The sequence below is a fragment of the Streptomyces sp. CAI-85 genome (assembly GCF_013363615.1).
Lineage (GTDB): Bacteria > Actinomycetota > Actinomycetes > Streptomycetales > Streptomycetaceae > Streptomyces > Streptomyces antibioticus_B.
In genome coordinates this window covers 144,550-158,824 of the sequence record NZ_JAANNX010000004.1, presented here as the reverse complement: position 1 = coordinate 158,824, position 14,275 = coordinate 144,550, and the positions used below count along the sequence as shown (strand labels likewise).

14 protein-coding genes are annotated in these 14,275 nt (G+C 73.1%); 6 read left to right on the top strand and 8 right to left on the bottom strand.

Going from position 1 to position 14,275, the window contains the following annotated elements:
• Window positions 1-36: 36 nt before the first annotated feature.
• The 3 genes from G6W55_RS07915 to G6W55_RS07905 are packed head-to-tail and all read right to left on the bottom strand — an operon-like array spanning window position 37 to window position 2,539.
• Window positions 37-672, bottom strand: a complete 636-nt coding sequence (locus tag G6W55_RS07915) for a hypothetical protein (protein ID WP_175520073.1) — start codon at window positions 670-672, stop codon at window positions 37-39.
• A 39-nt stretch (window positions 673-711) separates the two neighbouring features.
• Entirely contained in the window at window positions 712-1,311 is a 600-nt protein-coding gene (locus G6W55_RS07910; RefSeq protein ID WP_175520072.1) for a histidine phosphatase family protein, read from the bottom strand.
• Window positions 1,312-1,330: 19 nt separating this feature from the next.
• The gene (locus G6W55_RS07905; protein ID WP_175520071.1) at window positions 1,331-2,539 is read right to left on the bottom strand and encodes a pyridoxal phosphate-dependent aminotransferase; all 1,209 of its coding nucleotides are present in this window, start codon (window positions 2,537-2,539) and stop codon (window positions 1,331-1,333) included.
• Window positions 2,540-2,626: 87 nt separating this feature from the next.
• Here G6W55_RS07905 and G6W55_RS07900 point away from each other — a divergent pair, with 87 nt between their 5' ends.
• Entirely contained in the window at window positions 2,627-3,253 is a 627-nt protein-coding gene (locus G6W55_RS07900; RefSeq protein WP_175520070.1) for a winged helix-turn-helix transcriptional regulator, read from the top strand.
• Between the two features lie 88 nt (window positions 3,254-3,341).
• Here the strand turns inward: G6W55_RS07900 and G6W55_RS07895 are convergent, their stop codons facing one another.
• Genes G6W55_RS07895 through G6W55_RS07885 form a run of 3 tightly spaced genes read right to left on the bottom strand, consistent with a single transcriptional unit; the run spans window position 3,342 to window position 7,044 of the window.
• On the bottom strand, window positions 3,342-4,151 hold the full coding sequence (locus G6W55_RS07895) for a hypothetical protein (RefSeq protein WP_175520069.1): 810 nt from the start codon (window positions 4,149-4,151) through the stop codon (window positions 3,342-3,344).
• A complete protein-coding gene (locus tag G6W55_RS07890; protein WP_030792085.1) occupies window positions 4,151-5,413 on the bottom strand; it encodes a VWA domain-containing protein in 1,263 nt (420 codons plus the stop codon). Before G6W55_RS07890 ends, G6W55_RS07895 begins: the two co-directional genes overlap by 1 nt.
• A 56-nt stretch (window positions 5,414-5,469) precedes the next feature.
• Window positions 5,470-7,044: an IucA/IucC family protein gene (locus G6W55_RS07885; protein WP_175520068.1), complete on the bottom strand. Its 1,575-nt coding sequence runs from the start codon at window positions 7,042-7,044 to the stop codon at window positions 5,470-5,472.
• A 172-nt stretch (window positions 7,045-7,216) separates the two neighbouring features.
• On the opposite strand from G6W55_RS07885, the gene G6W55_RS07880 reads away from it, so the two are divergent.
• The 4 genes from G6W55_RS07880 (at window position 7,217) to G6W55_RS07865 (ending at window position 11,410) form a co-directional block, all read left to right on the top strand.
• Window positions 7,217-8,755, top strand: coding sequence for an IucA/IucC family protein (locus G6W55_RS07880; RefSeq protein ID WP_175520067.1), 1,539 nt, complete (start codon window positions 7,217-7,219; stop codon window positions 8,753-8,755).
• 195 nt (window positions 8,756-8,950) lie between these two features.
• Complete coding sequence (locus G6W55_RS07875) at window positions 8,951-10,156, top strand: N-acetylmuramoyl-L-alanine amidase (protein WP_175520066.1); 1,206 nt, start codon at window positions 8,951-8,953, stop codon at window positions 10,154-10,156.
• Window positions 10,157-10,226: 70 nt separating this feature from the next.
• Window positions 10,227-11,132 (top strand): HipA family kinase, encoded by a 906-nt coding sequence (locus tag G6W55_RS07870; RefSeq protein WP_175520065.1) that lies wholly within the window; start codon window positions 10,227-10,229, stop codon window positions 11,130-11,132.
• Window positions 11,129-11,410, top strand: coding sequence for a SelT/SelW/SelH family protein (locus tag G6W55_RS07865; protein ID WP_078635611.1), 282 nt, complete (start codon window positions 11,129-11,131; stop codon window positions 11,408-11,410). Before G6W55_RS07870 ends, G6W55_RS07865 begins: the two co-directional genes overlap by 4 nt.
• Window positions 11,411-11,423: 13 nt before the next feature.
• Here G6W55_RS07865 and aceB read toward each other — a convergent pair whose 3' ends face one another.
• Both aceB and G6W55_RS07855 read right to left on the bottom strand, forming a co-directional pair.
• On the bottom strand, window positions 11,424-13,046 hold the full coding sequence (gene aceB / locus G6W55_RS07860) for a malate synthase A (protein WP_175520064.1): 1,623 nt from the start codon (window positions 13,044-13,046) through the stop codon (window positions 11,424-11,426).
• Between the two features lie 145 nt (window positions 13,047-13,191).
• On the bottom strand, window positions 13,192-13,797 hold the full coding sequence (locus G6W55_RS07855; RefSeq protein ID WP_175520063.1) for an NTP transferase domain-containing protein: 606 nt from the start codon (window positions 13,795-13,797) through the stop codon (window positions 13,192-13,194).
• A gap of 147 nt (window positions 13,798-13,944) precedes the next feature.
• Here G6W55_RS07855 and G6W55_RS07850 point away from each other — a divergent pair, with 147 nt between their 5' ends.
• A complete protein-coding gene (locus G6W55_RS07850; RefSeq protein WP_175520062.1) occupies window positions 13,945-14,262 on the top strand; it encodes a DUF5955 family protein in 318 nt (105 codons plus the stop codon).
• Window positions 14,263-14,275 lie beyond the last annotated feature (13 nt).

Genomic DNA, 14,275 nt, shown 5'->3' with positions numbered 1-14,275 from the left:
GACTGGTGTAGCGGACACCGATCTTGGCATGTCGCCTCATCTGCGGCGTGGGGAGGCCAGCAGATAGCGCGCCCTCGTCCGGGGCTCGGTGTGCGCGCCGGTCTGCCAGCCCGCCTTCTCCAGTGTCGCCGCGCAGGCGGCGAGTGTCCCGTCGTCCGGCGCGGACACGGCGACCGCCTCGGGCTGCGGGGTGGCGCGCACCCGGTAGCCCTCTGAGCCGTCCGGCCCGGCGGGCCGGTGCCCGGCCGCCTCCAGGGCCAGCGCCGCCGCCCGCACCAGATGCGTACGCTCCCAGCCGCACGGGCGGTCCGCCGCGCCGTCCGGATTGGTCATCCGGCGCAGCTCGAGGAGCCCCTGCCAGGCGCTGTGCACCTCCCGCGCGCGGGCGGGGCCGTCCGCGCCCGCCTCCGCCTCACCGCCGACCCGCGCGGCGAACACTCCGGTGTCGGCACTGTCCGGCGTCTCTGCGGCGGGCTCGGGTTCAGGGGGCGCCTCGCGTATCCGGTGCCCCGCCGGCGTCAGGAAGTGGTCGTGCGGCGGCCGCGGGTGCCGGAAGGCGAGCCCCCGTTTCACCAGCGCCGCGAGCTGCGCGGGCGTGCCCCGCAGTCGCCCGGTGACCGGTTCGGCGTCGTCGATCACACGCCGCTGCGCGGCGGTCGGCGGTCGGCTCACGGCGTGCCCCCTTCGTGCGTTCGGTTGCCCACTCGAAGGCTACGGCCCGGGTCTGACATTCCAGGCGGCGATCACCGGCCGCCCGTGCTCGGTGCCCAGCCGGGACAGGGTCCCGGTGGCGAGCTGGAAGTGCGCGCCCTCGGAGGCGGGCAGCCCGAGCCGCCGGGCGGTCAGCACCCGCAGGAAGTGCCCGTGCGCCACCAGCACCACGCACCCCTCGGTGTTGGCGTGCGCCGCGTCGACCTTGGCCAGTATCCGGTCGGCCCGCTCCCCGACCTCGTCCGGGCTCTCCCCGGGATGCTCGGGCGGCCCGGGCGCGACCCCGTCCGTGAACAGGAACCAGTCGGGCCGCTCCCGGTGGATCTGTACGGTCGTGACGCCCTCGTAGCCGCCGTAGTCCCACTCGTGCAGGTCGGCGTCGATCCGGAAGTCGCGCAGCCCGATCAGCTCGGCCGTCTCCCGCGCGCGCTGGAGCGGGCTGACGAACGCGGCCCCGATCCGGTGCGAGCGGATCATCGGCACCAGCCGCCGCGCCTCCTCCCGGCCGTGTTCGGTCAGCGGGACGTCCGTCCACCCGGTGTGCCGCCCGGACCGCGACCACTCGGTCTCACCGTGCCGCACGAGAAAGAGATCACCCATGCGGTCACCGTAAGCGCTCCTACTGCCGGTATCCGCTCAGGAACCTGCCGATCCGTCCGATGGCCGCCTCCAGGTCGTCCGCGTGGGGGAGGGTCAGGACGCGGAAGTGGTCGGGCGTCGGCCAGTTGAAGCCGGTGCCCTGCACCACCTGGATCTTCTCGCGCAGCAGCAGATCGAGGACGAACTTCTCGTCGTCGTGGATCGGATGCACCTTGGGATCGATGCGCGGGAACGCGTACAGCGCGCCCTTGGGCTTCACACAGGACACGCCGGGGATCTCGTTGAGCTTCTCCCAGGCCACGTCGCGCTGTTCATGGAGCCTGCCGCCCGGCGCGGTGAGGTCGCGGATGGACTGCCGGCCGCCGAGCGCGGCCTGGATGGCGTACTGGGCGGGCGCGTTGGCGCACAGGCGCATGGAGGCCAGCATGGTCAGGCCCTCCAGATAGTCGCGCGCGTGCTGCCGGGGCCCGGTCACCACCAGCCAGCCGGAACGGAAGCCCGCCACCCGGTAGGTCTTCGACAGACCGCAGAAGGTCAGCACCACCAGGTCGGGGGCGAGGGCGGCGGCCGAGTGGTGGACGGCGTCGTCGTACAGGATCTGGTCGTAGATCTCGTCGGCGAACACCATCAGGCCGTGCCGGCGGGCCAGATCGAGGATGCCCTCGACGATCTCCTTCGGATACACCGCCCCGGTGGGGTTGTTGGGGTTGATGATGACGACGGCCTTGGTGCGGTCGGTGATCTTCGCCGCCATGTCGTCCAGGTCGGGGTACCAGTCGGCCTGTTCGTCGCACAGGTAGTGGACCGCCTTGCCGCCCGCGAGGGTGGTGACCGCCGTCCAGAGGGGGAAGTCGGGGGCGGGGATGAGGATTTCGTCGCCGTCCTCCACCAGCGCCTGTACGGCCATGGAGACCAGCTCGGACACGCCGTTGCCGAGGAACACGTCGTCGACGCCGACCTCCAGGCCCAGGTCCTGGTAGCGCTGGGCCACCGCGCGGCGGGCGGAGAGGATGCCGCGCGAGTCGGTGTAGCCGTGCGCCTGCGGCAGCATGCGGATCATGTCCTGGAGGATCTCCTCCGGCGCCTCGAACCCGAAGAGCGCGGGGTTGCCCGTGTTGAGGCGGAGCACGCTGTGGCCCGCCGCCTCCAGCGCGTCGGCGTGCTCGATCACCGGGCCGCGGATCTCGTAACAGACCTCGCTCAGCTTGTTGGACTGCCGGAACTCCATGCGCGCTCGCCCCTCCGGTTCGTGGTGTCGCTTGGTTTTACCAAGTTCGAGCTTGGAAAGTCCAACAACATGTCTAGACTGCGTCGCATGTCACCGCGCCGAAGCTACGACCAGTACTGTTCCGCCGCCCGCGCCCTCGACGTCGTGGGCGACCGCTGGACCCTGCTGATCGTCCGGGAGCTGCTCGCCGGCCCGCGCCGCTACACGGATCTGCACGCCGACCTGCCGGGCGTCAGCACGGACGTGCTCGCCGGACGGCTGAAGGACATGGAACGCGACGGCCTGGCCACCCGGCGCCGGCTGCCCCCTCCCGGCGCGGCCTACGTGTACGAACTCACCGCCCGCGGCCGGGAGTTGCTGCCGGTGCTGCAAGCGCTGGGGGCGTGGGGCGAGGCGGAACTCGGCGAGCGCCGGCCCACCGACGCGCTGCGCGCCCACTGGTTCGCGCTGCCGCTGCTGCGCGCCCTGGAGGGGGAGGGGCTGGTCGAAGTCCGGCTGGAGGAAGGGGACTTCCATCTGTGGGTCGGGGCGCTGGAGGGGCCGGTCCACGGCGACGGCCGTGCGCCCCGGGAGCCCGACGCCCTGCTCACGCTCGACGCCGACACCGCGGCGGCCGTCGCCCGCGGGGAACTCGCCGTCCCGGACGCCGTACGCGCGGGGCGGATCGAGGTCACGGGCGACGGGACGCTGGCGAAGGAACTGCGCGAGATCTGACACCTGGTCATCCGGCGTGCGGCGCAAGAGGGGAGGCCCATCGCGCGGTCGCGCGACGGGCCTCCCGAGGCTCACGCCCTACGGGCGGTCACGCTCCCGGCGGCACCTGCCGGGGCCGGCCCGAGCCGCGGGTCAGGGTGTAGCCGCCGATGCCCGCCAGCGCGGCCAGCACCGCGCCGATCCCGGACCACACCCAGCGGTCGGACCACCAGCCGGACGCCCAGCCGTCGTCGGGCTCCAGGCTCGACAGCACGGCGGACGCCGACGAGTCGTCGTCCTCGTCCTGCGCGGCCGCCCGCACCGCCACGCCGGGGATCAGCGGCTCCGCCAGCGAGCCGTCGACCGCCGCCGCGCCGCCGATGTGCTTGGACTCCACGCGGAGTTCGGCGTTCATCGGCAGGCCCAGGTCGGACGCCTTCAGGCCGGTGGCCGTCAGCCGGACGTAGTACGTGCCCGGCAGCGGGTCGTTCGCCCACGGCTCCGACCAGGCGCGGACCGTGCGCAGCACACAGGTCAGCTCGACGGACGCGGTGCCCTCCGCGGCGGTGCGGGTCTGGGCGCCGTACTGGCACGCCTGACGGCGCCGCAGACCGTCGTACACGTCGACCTGCCAGGTCTGGGACGCGTGCTGCTCCGGCAGCTTCACCGTCGCCTGCACGGTGGGCCGTCCGCCCGAGTCGGCCGGGAACGACCAGTACAGGTAGTCACCCGTGGACGCGCTCGCGGTCGCCGTCCGGCCCTGCTCGACCTCCGTCGCCGTACGGAACGACGTGCCGGCCGAGGTGGGGCCCGAGGCGTCCTCGGACGGGCTCGCGGACGGGGTGGAGTCGGCGGCGGCGGGACCGGCCGCGAGCCCCAGCGCCAGCAGGGCGCCGCTCAACACTCGTGTGATTCGCATCAGTTGGTCCTCCAGACCGCGACACGCCAGCGGGACACCCAGCCCCAGACGACTCCGGCGAGGAAACCGACCAGCACCAGCAGGGCGAGCAGCCACCAGCCGCGGCCGAGACCGAAGGAGGCCACGTCGGACGCCGGGGACGGGGAGTCGACCACGTCCACGGTCAGCTCCACCGGCATGCCCGGCGTGGTCTTCACACCGGCCGCGGCCGAGTAGGAGTTGGTGACCTGGAGGCAGACCGCCTCGGCCGCCGCCTCGTCGTCGTCGCTCTCCGCCTTCGGATAGCGCAGACCGGTCGAGACGACGTCCGTACGGCCGATGCCCGACGCCTCGCCGCGCACGATCTCCCGGCCGTGCACGGTGACCGCCCGCAGCAGCACGCCGTAGTGGGGGTTCATGGCCCGGTCCGACGACACGCTGACCGAGGCGCGCAGTTCCTGGCCCGGCTCGACGTCGACCCGGTACCAGCGCTCCTGGCCGAACTCCTCACGGTCGGTGTAGAGACCGGACTTCAGGGTGGGCGCCTCGGCGCAGGAGTCCGCGCCCTCGGTGGCGACCGGGGTCACCACCGGGTCGGCCGCACGGTCCACCAACTGGTTGACCTTGTCGGTGAGTTCGTCGGTGTGCTCGACCGAGGTGTAGGTGCCGCCGGTGGCCTCGGCGATGCAACTGAGCTGCTGCCGCATCTTGGTGTTGGGCACCAGGCCGAGGGTGTCGATGGTCAGGCCGATGCCCTTGGCGGCGATCTCGCGGGCCACCTCGCACGGGTCGAGCGGGGCGCAGGTGTCCTCGCCGTCGCTGATCAGCACGATCCGCTTGGAGCCGGAGCCGCCGTCGAGGTCGTCGGCCGCCTTCAGCAGGGCCGGGCCGATCGGGGTCCAGCCCGTCGGCGACAGGGTGGCCACCGCCGCCTTCGCCTCGGTCCGGTCCAGCGGGCCCACCGGGTAGAGCTGGGCGGTGTCCTTGCAGCCCGTCTTCTGGTCGTCGCCGGGGTAGTTGGCGCCCAGCGTGCGGATGCCGAGCTGGACCTCCTCGGGGGTCGCGTCCAGCACCTCGTTGAACGCCTGCTTGGCCGCTGCCATGCGGGTCCCGCCGTCGATGTCCTTGGTCCGCATGGACCCGCTGACATCGAGAACCAGGTCGACCTTGGGCGCGAGGGCGGATATCTCGTCGGCGGCGGCCCCGGCCGGGAACGCGAGTCCCGCCGTGAGCGCGGCGAGCAGGGCACAGACGCCCGCCGCCAGCCGTTGTGTTCTGATCATCGGCGGATCCTAGTGATCAGGAGTGTCCGGCCACAAAACGGGGTCGGCCATGGAGGTCAACCCGTCTTCCCGTTCAGCGGGTTGGGCAGGTTCGTCCACTGATCGCCGGGGCTGCCGGGGGACAGACGCATCAGCGTCAGTGCCTTCACCGGGAGGGGTTCCTCGCGCAGGGCCGCCAGATCGGGGCCGGGCGGCAGATCCCGCACCGCCGCCTCCAGGGCCGTCGCGAGACGCGCGCCGCTGCCCAGGGTGGCCGCGAGCGCGCCGCAGACCAGGGAGCCGAAGAGCTTGCGCCGCAAGGCCGTCACCTCGTCGGTGCGGATACGGGCGGGGAGTTCGTCGGACAGGGGGATCCCGGCGGCGGCCAGCCGGGCCGGACCGACCCGGATGTCGGCCAGGTCGCGGTAGACCAGACGCAGGGGAGCGCCGGACGGGGACAGGACGACCAGCAGGTTCTGCCCGTGCGCTTCCAGCGCCACGCCCAGCTCCAGCAGCCGCAGCCCGACCGTGAGACACAGCCGCGCGAAGTCGGCCGACCAGGCAGAGGAGTCGGGCAGACCGGTGGTGGCGAGGGCGGCCACCGGGACGACATGCTCGCCCGGACCGCCGTAGACCGCGGGGGACTCGCGCAACACCGCCGCCAGGTCGGGGGAGTCGGCCGTGGCCGCACCCAGCGTCCGGGTCACGTGCAGCAGTCCGTCCGAACGGGCGGCCAGGATCTCCCCGAACGCCGACAGGGCCGCCGAGGCGGCCACCGAGCCCACGGAGATGTCCCGGACCGAGGACGTCAGACGCGTGCTCAGGGCCGTCTTCACATGCGGTCCGTCCGGCAGTGCGAGCGTACGCAACGACATCAACGGGTGTGCGGAGAGGCCCTGTTCGCAGGTGCGCTTGAGGACGTGCGCCGCCTGCCACGGATGCACCGGGAGCACCAGCCGCCGTCCGTCCCGCAGTTCGGCGGGCCACTCGCCCGACACCAGACACTCCGCCGCCGGCACCGGCAGCAGCCCCAGCCGTACGACGGGCCCGTGCTCCGGACCGTAGGCCAGCTCCTCCGCCACCGTGAAACCGGGCCGGGAACGGCAGTTGGGGTGGTAGGGGTGCCCGTCGACGACCCTGCGCTCCCACTCCCAGTCGTGCACCGGCCACTCCTTCGAGTGAACCTCGGCGGCCGAGTGCTCGGCCCGATCCCGCTGCCCGGCTCGATCCGGCTCCCCCGCCTGTTCCGGCTGCCCGGCCCGTGACAGTGCCAAGGACGCCACACTGTGGCCGAGTTCGACCCCGAAGCCGTCGCCGTGCGGCACCCCCAGCGCCGCCGTCAGCCGGGCGGGATCGTCGTACGCCACCTCGTCCAGCCGCACTCGGTCCACGTACGCGGTGGTGGCGTACGGGTCGGACAGCGGGCCGTGCAGCCGGCGGCCGTCGCGCAGCCGCAGCGTGAGGCCCTCCGCGCTCCGCTCCCGCTCCGTGATCCAGGGGAGCGGCTCATGCGCCAGGGCCCGCCACAGCCGGGTCAGCACGGCCGCCCGGGCACCGGGCAGCGCGGCCGTGTACCGGGGGCCGAGGCCGGGCCGTACGACGGCGAGTTCGGCGGCCACCTCGGCCTCGGCGGCGGTGGGGGGACGGTGCACAGGCGGACTCCTCGGTGCGGAGGTGGAATCAGACACGGACGCGGATACGGCGACGGATCAGGGTACGAATACAGGCACAAGTCGGGTACGGACCGTTAAGGCCATCCCGCCACGGCGAGGTCGCGACGGCAGCGATACTGATCGTCTCCGCACGAATGAACCGTAGGGAACCGTGGACCGCGCCGATCTCAGCCCCCCGTCCGCCGAGGCCGCAGCACCCGCGGCGGCTCCCGCAGAGGACGGCGCGGCCGACGCCTACGCGGCCGCGCCGCTGCTCAACTGCCTGCTGCGGGAGGTCGCCGAGCCCCTGCCGGAACATCCGGAAGGGCACGGCCGGTTCGTGTACCGGCTCCCCGGCACCGGCCGATTGCTGCGGGTGCGCGGCACCCGGCGCCCCGCCGACCCCGAGGTGAACGCGGACGGCACCTGGCACCCGCTCGGGCATCACGCCCTGGTCGAGCTGATCGCCGAGGAACTGTGCCGCCGCACCGGCCTGTCCAACGACGAACTGCCCACCGAGATCATCGACAGCAGGGACGTGGTCGCCGCCCTGCTCGCCGCACGCGCGCGTGCCGTCCCGCCCGCCGACCCGTACCGGCGCTCCGAGCAGTCCCTGGTCACCGGCCACCCCCACCACCCCGCCCCCAAGGCGCGTGGCGGCGCACCGGCCGCCCGCCGGCTGCCGTACGCGCCGGAGGCGTACGCCCGCTTCCCGCTCGTGCTGCTGGGGGTGCGCGAGGACACGGTCGTCGAGGAGGGCGACACGTCCGCCCTGGACGCGCTCGGCGCGGCCCCGCCCGGCTACCGGCTGCTGCCCGCCCACCCCTGGCAGCTCGACCTGACGGGCGCCCGGCTGGCCCCCGCCCTCGCCGACGGCCGGCTGATCCGGCTCGGCACCACCGCCTTCGACACCTGGCCGACCGCCGCCGTCCGCACGCTGTACGCGCCCGAGCGGGACCTGTTCCTGAAGTTCAGCCTCGACGTGCGCATCACCAATGACATCCGCCGACTCTGGCGGCACGACCTGCTGCGCCTGCGCCGTACCGACGAGGCCGTCGCGAAGGCGTTCGAGGCGGGCGGCGGTCCCGCGGCCTGGCTGAGCGACCGCGGCTACCGCACCGCCGGATTCGCCTTCGAGGAGCTGGCCGTCCTGGTCCGCGACGGACTGCGCGGCCACCTCCGCCCCGGCACGACCCCGCTGCTCGCCGCCGGGCTCGCGGAGGGCTTCGACGGCAGCCCGCTCGCCGCGACGACGGACCCGGCCGCCTGGTGGGAGGCGTACCTGGCCGCCGTCGTCCCGCCGGTGCTCGCGGCCTTCGCCGACCACGGTGTCGTCCTGGAGGCGCATGTCCAGAACACGCTGGTCGCCGTCGGCCCGGACGGTACGCCGGAGCAGGCGCTGTTCCGGGACGCCGAGGGCGTGAAGCTGCTGCCGGAGGTGGACCGTGCCGCGGGCTGGGAGCGGCTGGTGTACTGCCTGGTCGTCAACCACCTCCTGGAGATCGCCGCCGCCCTCGCCGAACGGCACCCCGGGTTCGACCCCTGGCCGGCCGTCCGCCGCGAGCTGGTCCGTCACGACCTGCCCGAGGCGCACGCCCTGCTCACCGCGCCCACCCTGCCCGGCAAGACGAACCTGCTGCTGCGCTGGACCGGCGCGGACGGGGCGGACGCGCGCTATGTGCCACTGCCGAATCCGTTGGTCGGTGCATGACACACCTTCCGGTGCATGACACATCTACAGGAGCCGGCGCCCGGTTGCGCCACCCGGCCCACACCCCGTCACCCGCCCGGGGCTTCCTCCCCTGACGTCACCCCCCTCCCCGTGTCGATTACCCGATGATCGCGGCGCGGCTGGCACGCTCACTGCTCGTCCTCACCAGGTCACGGACAGCAGGGGAGTTCACACATGTGGAGCAAGGTGCACTGGGGTGTGGCGGGGGTCGTCGCGATCGCGTCCCTCCAGGCGTTCCTGCCGTCGGCCCACGGCCAGGACCGCCCTCGGACACCGGCCTCGGCAGGGGCGCGCAGCGAGGAGCGGGCCGTCGTGGTCACGCCCGACAAGCGCGGTGCCGTCCTGCGCGCCGCCGCCACCCGGCCGTTCAGCATGCTCGGCGTCACCTGGGACGATCCGGCGGTGCGCCTCGTCGGGACCGTGGAGGTGCGCACCCGCGCCGCCGACACGGGCGAGTGGTCGGAGTGGCGCACGCTGGACAGCGAGGAGGGCCAGGGCGACGAGACGGCACTGCGCGGCGGCACCGACCCCCTGTGGGTGGGGCTCTCCGACGGCGCGGAGGTCCGGGTCGCCGCGTCCGCCGACGACGTGTCCGCCCTGCCCGCCGGGCTGCAACTCGACCTGATCGACCCCGGGCGGGACGCGCCCGCCCCGCAGTCGGCCCGGCTCCCGGCCGCTCCCGCGCAGGGCGCCCCCGGTACGGCGTCCGCGCCCCGCCCGGCGATCGTCCTGCGCGCCGGATGGGGCGCGGACGAGTCGATCAGCCCGGCGGCCCCCGCCTATCTCGCGGGCGGCAAGGTCAAGGCGGTGGTCGTCCACCACACCGCCGACTCCAACAGCTTCACCTGCGCCCAGGCGCCGGCCGTGCTGCGGGGCATCTACGCCTACCACGTACAGCAGTTGGGCTGGAAGGACATCGGCTACAACTTCCTCGTCGACCCCTGCGGCACGATCTACGAGGGCCGCAAGGGCGGCGTCGACCGCCCGGTGCTCGCCGCCCACGCGTACGGCTTCAACTCCCAGACCACCGGCGTCGCCGTCCTCGGCACGTACACCACCGCCGCGCCCAGCGAGGCGGTCCTCAGCTCGGTGGCCCGGCTCGCGGCCTGGAAACTCGGCCAGTACGGCGTCGACCCGACCGGCACCACCACGCTCACCGCCGGGGCGGACGGCACCAACTACTTCCGCAAGTCCTGGAAGCTGGGCGCCCAGTTGAACTTCTCCACCATCCACGGCCACCGCGACGGCTACAACACCCTGTGCCCCGGCGACCAGCTCTACGCCGAACTCCCCACGATCCGCGCCCTGGCCGCGAGCAGCACGGTCAAGACGGCGGACGAGCAGCCGGTGCCGACGCCGGTCCCGGGGAGCGGTGACTGACGACGGCGTTCCGCACCGGGGCCCGCCCCTGGTTACGATGGTCGCCCAGCGACGAGATCGGCCTGAGGACATGCTGAGAGAGGTCACCGCGACCCGGTACATCGCACCCCTGCGGTCGGGCGGCTCCGTGCCCGCGGTGGTCGAGGCGGACGACCTGGGGACGTACGTCGTCAAGTTCACCGGGTCGGCGCAGGGGCGGAAGGCGCTGGTCGCCGAGGTGATCGTCGGGGAGCTGGCGCGGGCGCTCGGGCTGCGCTTTCCCGAACTGGTGTTCGTGGAGTTCGATCCGGCCGTCGCCGACGAGGAGCCGCACCAGGAGGTGCGCGACCTGCACGGCGCGAGCGCGGGACGCAATCTCGGCATGGACTTCCTGCCGGGAGCCCGTGACTTCACCCCCGAGGTCGCGAAGACGTTCCCGGTGGACCCGCTGGAGGCCGGCCGGATCGTCTGGCTCGACGCCCTCACCGTGAACGTCGACCGGACGGTCCACAGCTCCAACCTGATGATCTGGCCGACCTTCGGGACCGTGCCCCCGCGCCTGTGGCTCATCGACCACGGCGCGGCGCTGGTCTTCCACCACCGCTGGGACGCCTCCGACCCCGCGAAGTCCTACGACTTCCGCCATCACGCCCTCGGCCACTACGGCCCCGACGTGCGCGCCGCCGACGCGGAACTCGCGCCGAAGGTCACCGAGGAACTGCTGCGCGGGATCGTCGCCGAGGTCCCGGACGCCTGGCTCACCGACTTCGCGACGCCCGACGAGGCCCGGGAGGCGTACGTGACGTACCTCCACGCGCGCGTGCGGGCCTCCGCGGAGTGGCTGCCCACCGACTTCCCCAGCCGGGAGGAACTCGCCGCCGAGCAGGCCCGGCGTGCGGCGCGGACGGAACGAGAACGGCCGGACTGGCTCAAGCGGGTCCCCGACCTGCACGGCAAGCCGGCCGCCGAACAGGATTGGTCGGTGCACCTCACATGACGGACGAGCGGCGGGTCGAGATCGAGTACTGCACCCAGTGCCGCTGGCTGCCGCGTGCCGCCTGGCTGGCCCAGGAGCTGCTGACGACCTTCGAGGCCGAGCTGACCGAGCTGTCGCTGAAGCCGGGCAAGGGCGGTGTCTTCGTCGTCCGGGTCGGCGACGAGGTGGTCTGGGACCGCCGCGAGCAGGGCTTTCCGGAGCCGACGGCGGTCAAGCGCCTGGTCCGCGACCGAGTGGCCCCGGGGAAGTCCCTGGGCCACTCGGACACACCCGCGTGAGTGCCTTTCGGCGTCAGCCGCGCAGCAGGCGGTAGGCGGGCAGGGTGAGGAAGTCGGCGTAGTCCTCGTCGAGCGCCACCTCCAGCAGCAGATCGTGCGCCTGCTGCCAGTGCCCGGCGGCGAACGCCTCCTCGCCCAACTCCGCGCGAATGTTGGCCAGTTCGTCGGCGGCGACCTCGCGGGCCAGCTCGGGGGTGGCCTTCAGGCCGTTCTCGAACTCCACCCCGGCGTTGATCCACTGCCAGATCTGCGAGCGGGAGATCTCGGCGGTGGCCGCGTCCTCCATGAGGTTGAAGATGGCGACCGCGCCGAGACCGCGCAGCCACGCCTCGATGTAACGGATGCCGACCTGAACGGCGTTGACCAGGCCCGGGTACGTGGGCTTCGCGTCCAGCGAGTCGACCGCGATCAGGTCGGCCGCCTCGACGTGGACGTCCTCGCGCAGCCGGTCCTTCTGGTTCGGCCGCTCGCCCAGGACCCGGTCGAAGGACTCCAGGGCGATCGGCACCAGGTCGGGGTGGGCGACCCAGGAGCCGTCGAAACCGTCGTTCGCCTCACGGTCCTTGTCGGCGCGGACCTTCTCGAAGGCGACCTTGTTGACCTCGGCGTCCCGGCGGGAGGGGATGAAGGCCGCCATGCCGCCGATGGCGTGCGCGCCCCGCTTGTGGCAGGTGCGCACGAGGAGTTCGGTGTACGCGCGCATGAACGGCGCCGTCATCGTGACGGCGTTGCGGTCGGGGAGGACGAACCGGGTGCCGCCGTCCCGGAAGTTCTTCACGATGGAGAACAGGTAGTCCCAGCGGCCCGCGTTCAACCCCGAGGCGTGGTCGCGGAGTTCGTAGAGGATCTCCTCCATCTCGTAGGCGGCTGTGATGGTCTCGATCAGGACGGTCGCGCGGATCGTGCCCTGCGGGATGCCGAGGTGGTCCTGCGCGAAGACGAACACGTCGTTCCACAGGCGGGCTTCGAGGTGCGACTCGGTCTTGGGCAGGTAGAAATAGGGGCCCTTGCCGAGGTCGAGCAGCCGCCGGGCGTTGTGGAAGAAGTACAGCCCGAAGTCGACCAGGGCGCCGGGCACTTCCTCGCCGTCCACCTGGAGGTGGCGCTCGTCCAGGTGCCAGCCGCGCGGCCGCATCACGACGGTGGCGAGTTCGCCGGCGTCCTTCAGGGCGTACGACTTGCCGGAGACCGGGTCCGTGAAGTCGATACGGCGGGTGTAGGCGTCGGTCAGGTTGAGCTGACCGAGGATCACGTTCTCCCAGGTCGGCGCGGAGGCGTCCTCGAAGTCCGCGAGCCAGACCCGGGCGCCCGAGTTGAGGGCGTTCACGGTCATCTTGCGGTCGGTCGGGCCGGTGATCTCCACCCGGCGGTCCTCCAGCGCCGCCGGGGAGGGCGCCACCCGCCAGGAGTCGTCGGCGCGGATCGCTGCCGTCTCCGGGAGGAAGTCCAGGGTGGAGGTGCGGGCGATCTCCGCGCGGCGCTCGGCGCGGCGGGCGAGCAGCTCGTCACGGCGCGGGGTGAAACGCCGGTGCAGCGCGGCCACGAAGGCCAGGGCCTCCTCGGTGAGGACCTCTTCCTGCCGGGGCAGGGGCTCGGCGTCGACGATGGCCAGCGGGGACGGCGCTGGTGCGGACATGAGCGGTCACTTCCTTCAGCGAGCGTGGCACCGGGTGCCGGGAGGTTCCGTGCTTCCGATCGGTGGATGTTTGTGGATAGTAGTTTCCTCATCGTGGAAGATCAATGGTCTGTCGATGTCGAGAGACCTGCCGGGACGCCCGGGTTCACTCCAGGCGGGCGAGGTCCGCGGGCGTGTCGATGTCGTACGGCCGGGCCACGTCCCCGCACTCCACGAGCGTGATCGCCGCCTCCCGCGCCCGGAGGTAGGCGCGCGCCCCCTGGTCGCCGGTCGCGCTCGCCGCGACCCCCGCCCAGTGCGCGGCGCCGAACAGCACCGGATGCCCGCGCACCCCGTCGTAGGCGGCCGACGCGAGGGTCTCCTCGCCCCGGAACGCGGCCCGCACCCGGGCCGCCGCCTCCGCGCCGATGCCCGGCTGGTCGACCAGCGACACCAGCGCCGCCTGCGCGCCCGACCCGGTGACGGAATCGAGCCCGCACCGCAGTGACGTGCCCATTCCCTCCTCCCACTCCGGGTTCTCCACCACCACCCACCCCTCCTCTTCGAGCCGGGCGGCCTCCCGTACGACGCCGGCGGCCGCCCCCAGGACCACATGCACCCGGGTGCAGCCGGCGGCGCGCAGCACCCCGGCCGCGTGCTCCACCAGCGGCCGCCCCCGGTACGTCAGCAGCGCCTTGGGCCGCCCGCCGAGCCGCCGGCCCCCGCCGGCCGCGAGCAGCAGTCCGACGACTTCGTCCTCCGTGTAGGTCATGGCTCCTGCATACCGCACCCGGCGCACTCACGATCACTCAGCGCAGCAAGGCGATGACGCAGCGGACTGGCGCAGGGGGCCCGAAGTGGCGTTAACTGGGCGCCTGAGGGGGAGGCGCACAACGGCGTGCGAGGGGGAGGGGACACGTTGCGGAGCGTGGAGCAGAGAGCTGTCGCCGACGGTGGTGAGGACCGGCGGGCGTCGGAGTTGTGGCACGCGGTGTCCCGGCTGCGTCGTGAACTCGCCGCGCACCCGGCCGAGTTCGCGGACCGGGACATCGCCGAGGAGGAACTCGCCGCGCTGGCCGCCATGGCCGCCGGCGGCGCACCCGAGATACCGCGCCTGCGCCGCTCCCTGCTGCTCGTCGCGGGCGCGATCGGCTCGGTCAGCGCCCTGACGCGAGGTCTGGCGGAGGTGCGCCGGGCGGTGGAGCTGTTCGGGGGCTCGCCGCGGCCGACCGACTGAGCGCCGCCGTAAG

Excerpts from the sequence above, each read along its gene's own strand:
- G6W55_RS07910 (WP_175520072.1), bottom strand. The coding sequence starts at position 1,311 with ATGGGTGATCTCTTTCTCGTGCGGCACGGTGAGACCGAGTGGTCGCGG.
- G6W55_RS07905 (WP_175520071.1), bottom strand. The coding sequence starts at position 2,539 with ATGGAGTTCCGGCAGTCCAACAAGCTGAGCGAGGTCTGTTACGAGATC.
- G6W55_RS07900 (WP_175520070.1), top strand. The coding sequence starts at position 2,627 with ATGTCACCGCGCCGAAGCTACGACCAGTACTGTTCCGCCGCCCGCGCC.
- G6W55_RS07895 (WP_175520069.1), bottom strand. The coding sequence starts at position 4,151 with ATGCGAATCACACGAGTGTTGAGCGGCGCCCTGCTGGCGCTGGGGCTC.
- G6W55_RS07890 (WP_030792085.1), bottom strand. The coding sequence starts at position 5,413 with ATGATCAGAACACAACGGCTGGCGGCGGGCGTCTGTGCCCTGCTCGCC.
- G6W55_RS07875 (WP_175520066.1), top strand. The coding sequence starts at position 8,951 with ATGTGGAGCAAGGTGCACTGGGGTGTGGCGGGGGTCGTCGCGATCGCG.
- G6W55_RS07870 (WP_175520065.1), top strand. The coding sequence starts at position 10,227 with ATGCTGAGAGAGGTCACCGCGACCCGGTACATCGCACCCCTGCGGTCG.
- G6W55_RS07865 (WP_078635611.1), top strand. The coding sequence starts at position 11,129 with ATGACGGACGAGCGGCGGGTCGAGATCGAGTACTGCACCCAGTGCCGC.
- aceB (WP_175520064.1), bottom strand. The coding sequence starts at position 13,046 with ATGTCCGCACCAGCGCCGTCCCCGCTGGCCATCGTCGACGCCGAGCCC.
- G6W55_RS07855 (WP_175520063.1), bottom strand. The coding sequence starts at position 13,797 with ATGACCTACACGGAGGACGAAGTCGTCGGACTGCTGCTCGCGGCCGGC.